The following is a 2,289-nucleotide window of genomic DNA, read 5'->3' on the forward strand; positions in this document are numbered from 1 at the left end:
AGTCTACAAAGAGGATCTGTTTGAGAGGACACCAAGAATCATTGAACATGTTATTGATTATATCTTTAGAGACTAAAATGATTCTATAACCGAATATTTACAAAACAGCGGCATATAGTATATTACATAATTGAAGCTAGAGCTAATTATAATAAACCAAGGAATTATTAAACTAAGAAATTATTAAACCAAGAAACATAGGGTACGTGACCTTTTGTATATATCCGGGCAGGTGATTTTATTTGAAATTATTGGACCGGAACAGGAATTATAAATAAGAGGAGGATTAATATGGCTTTAATGGAAAAAATAGTATGGGAATATTTGTGGGGAATGCCCCTTGTACTGACAATTTTATTTATAGGTATATTTTTTACTGTGAAATCAGGATTTTTTCAATTTAGATTTATACCACATATTTTTAAAACATCTTTAGGAAGGTTGTTTGGTAAGGATACTGAAGGTGAAGAGGGAACACTAAGTTCATTGGAAGCACTTAGTATTGCTGCAGGAGCAACAGTAGGAGTTGGAAACATTGGTGGAGTTGCTACGGCAATAGCTGTTGGAGGACCTGGAGCAGTATTCTGGCTTATAATAGCAGGAATTTTTGGACAAGTAATAAAGATGGCAGAGGTTTCACTGGCAGTATATTTCAGAAACACGCAGGAAGACGGACATACCTACGGTGGACCTACATATTATATAAGCAAGGGACTTGGCAAGGAAAGAGGCTGGAAGGTTATACCAAAGGTACTTGCCTTCATATTTATCTTCGGATTTGGAGTTGGATTTTTCCTTACAATGCAGAACTATACAGTATCTGAAGCAGTAGCATCTACATTTGATATTAATATGATTCTTGTAAGCGTTGTTTATACAGTTCTTCTTTATCTAATGATAAGCGGAGGACTTCCATCATTGGGAAAAATTGCTTCTAAGATAGTTCCATTTATGATCCTGTTCTACCTTGCAAGCGGGTTGTTTGTAATTATTAAGAATGCTTCAGTTCTTCCTCATGCATTCAGTTTGATTATGGGAGGAGCATTTACTGGCTCAGCTGCCTTTGGCGGATTTGCTGGAGCTGCATTTACACAGGTAATAAAGATAGGTATGTCTAGAGCGGTTTATTCAAATGAAGCTGGTTGGGGATCATCTCCAATGATTCATGCATCAGCAAAAACAGACCATCCTATAAGACAGGGAATCCTTGGAATATTTGAAGTTTTCCTTGATACAATCGTAATTTGTACAATAACTTCGCTTGTAATTATAGTAACAGGTGAGTGGTCTTCAGGACTCTCAGGTGCGGAGCTTACACTAAGCGCCTTTGAAACTGGAATAGGAAGTTTTGGAAGGATAATCCTTGCAGGAGGAGTACTTCTTTTCGGAATCACAACATCATCAGGTCTATATGCACAGATTGAAGTTCTTGTTAGATATCTTCTAGGAGAAGAAAACAGCAAGAACAAGATAATACTTGATATCTACAAGTGGTCGTATCCAATACCGGGATTGCTTCTAGTTATAGTGGCAGTAGTAAAGGAAATGCCTGGAACAACAGTATGGCTCTTTGCGGATATGTCTACAGCATTGCCTATATTTGCGAACTTGTTGGCCTTACTTCTTTTAAGCGGAACCTTCGGGAAGCTTTTGAATGATTATAAGGCAAGGTATTTGGGAATAGGTGAAGTTGATCCTGATTTCAAAGTGTTCTATGAGAAGAATGGTAAGGAGAAGGTATCAAATTCCTAATAAAATTAGGTAATTAAAAATAAAAGTAATAAAAGTTTAGGAGGCTAATATGTTTAAAAATTTTGTAGTAAGAAGACCAGGAAAGAGCGTAGCTGATGGACAGACAACATCTGACATTGGAGTGCCTGTATTTGAAAAGGCATTCAAGCAGCATGAGAATTATATAGAGGCTTGTAGAGCATGCGGAGTAGAAGTAAAGGTAATGGAAGCTGACGAAGAGTATCCAGATGCTTGCTTTGTTGAAGATCCAGCTGTTGTAACTGATAGAATGGCAATTGTTACAAATCCAGGAGTTGACACTAGACAAGGTGAAGAAATAAAAGTTAAAGAGGCACTTTCTGAATTTTTCGATAATTTTGACCATATACAATCTCCAGGACATCTTGAAGGTGGAGATGTAATGCAGATTGAAGACCATTTCTACATAGGACTTTCAAAGAGAACTAATGAAGAAGGGGCAAGACAGTTCATAGAAATTGTTGAGAAGCATGGATATACAGGATCTGTTGTACCACTTAAGGAGATGTTCCACCTTAA

2 protein-coding genes are annotated in these 2,289 nt (G+C 37.0%); both read left to right on the forward strand.

Annotated features, from left to right (window positions below; genetic code table 11):
- Positions 1–291 precede the first annotated feature (291 nt).
- Positions 292–1,752, forward strand: a complete 1,461-nt coding sequence (locus AC3AX0_RS11295; RefSeq protein ID WP_487550384.1) for an alanine/glycine:cation symporter family protein — start codon at positions 292–294, stop codon at positions 1,750–1,752.
- A gap of 49 nt (positions 1,753–1,801) precedes the next feature.
- The coding region (locus AC3AX0_RS11300; protein ID WP_487550385.1) for an arginine deiminase-related protein at positions 1,802–2,289 on the forward strand (488 nt) is incomplete at its 3' end.

The sequence above is a fragment of the Dethiosulfatibacter sp. genome (genome assembly GCF_983023055.1).

Excerpts from the sequence above, each read along its gene's own strand:
- AC3AX0_RS11295 (WP_487550384.1), top strand. The coding sequence starts at position 292 with ATGGCTTTAATGGAAAAAATAGTATGGGAATATTTGTGGGGAATGCCC.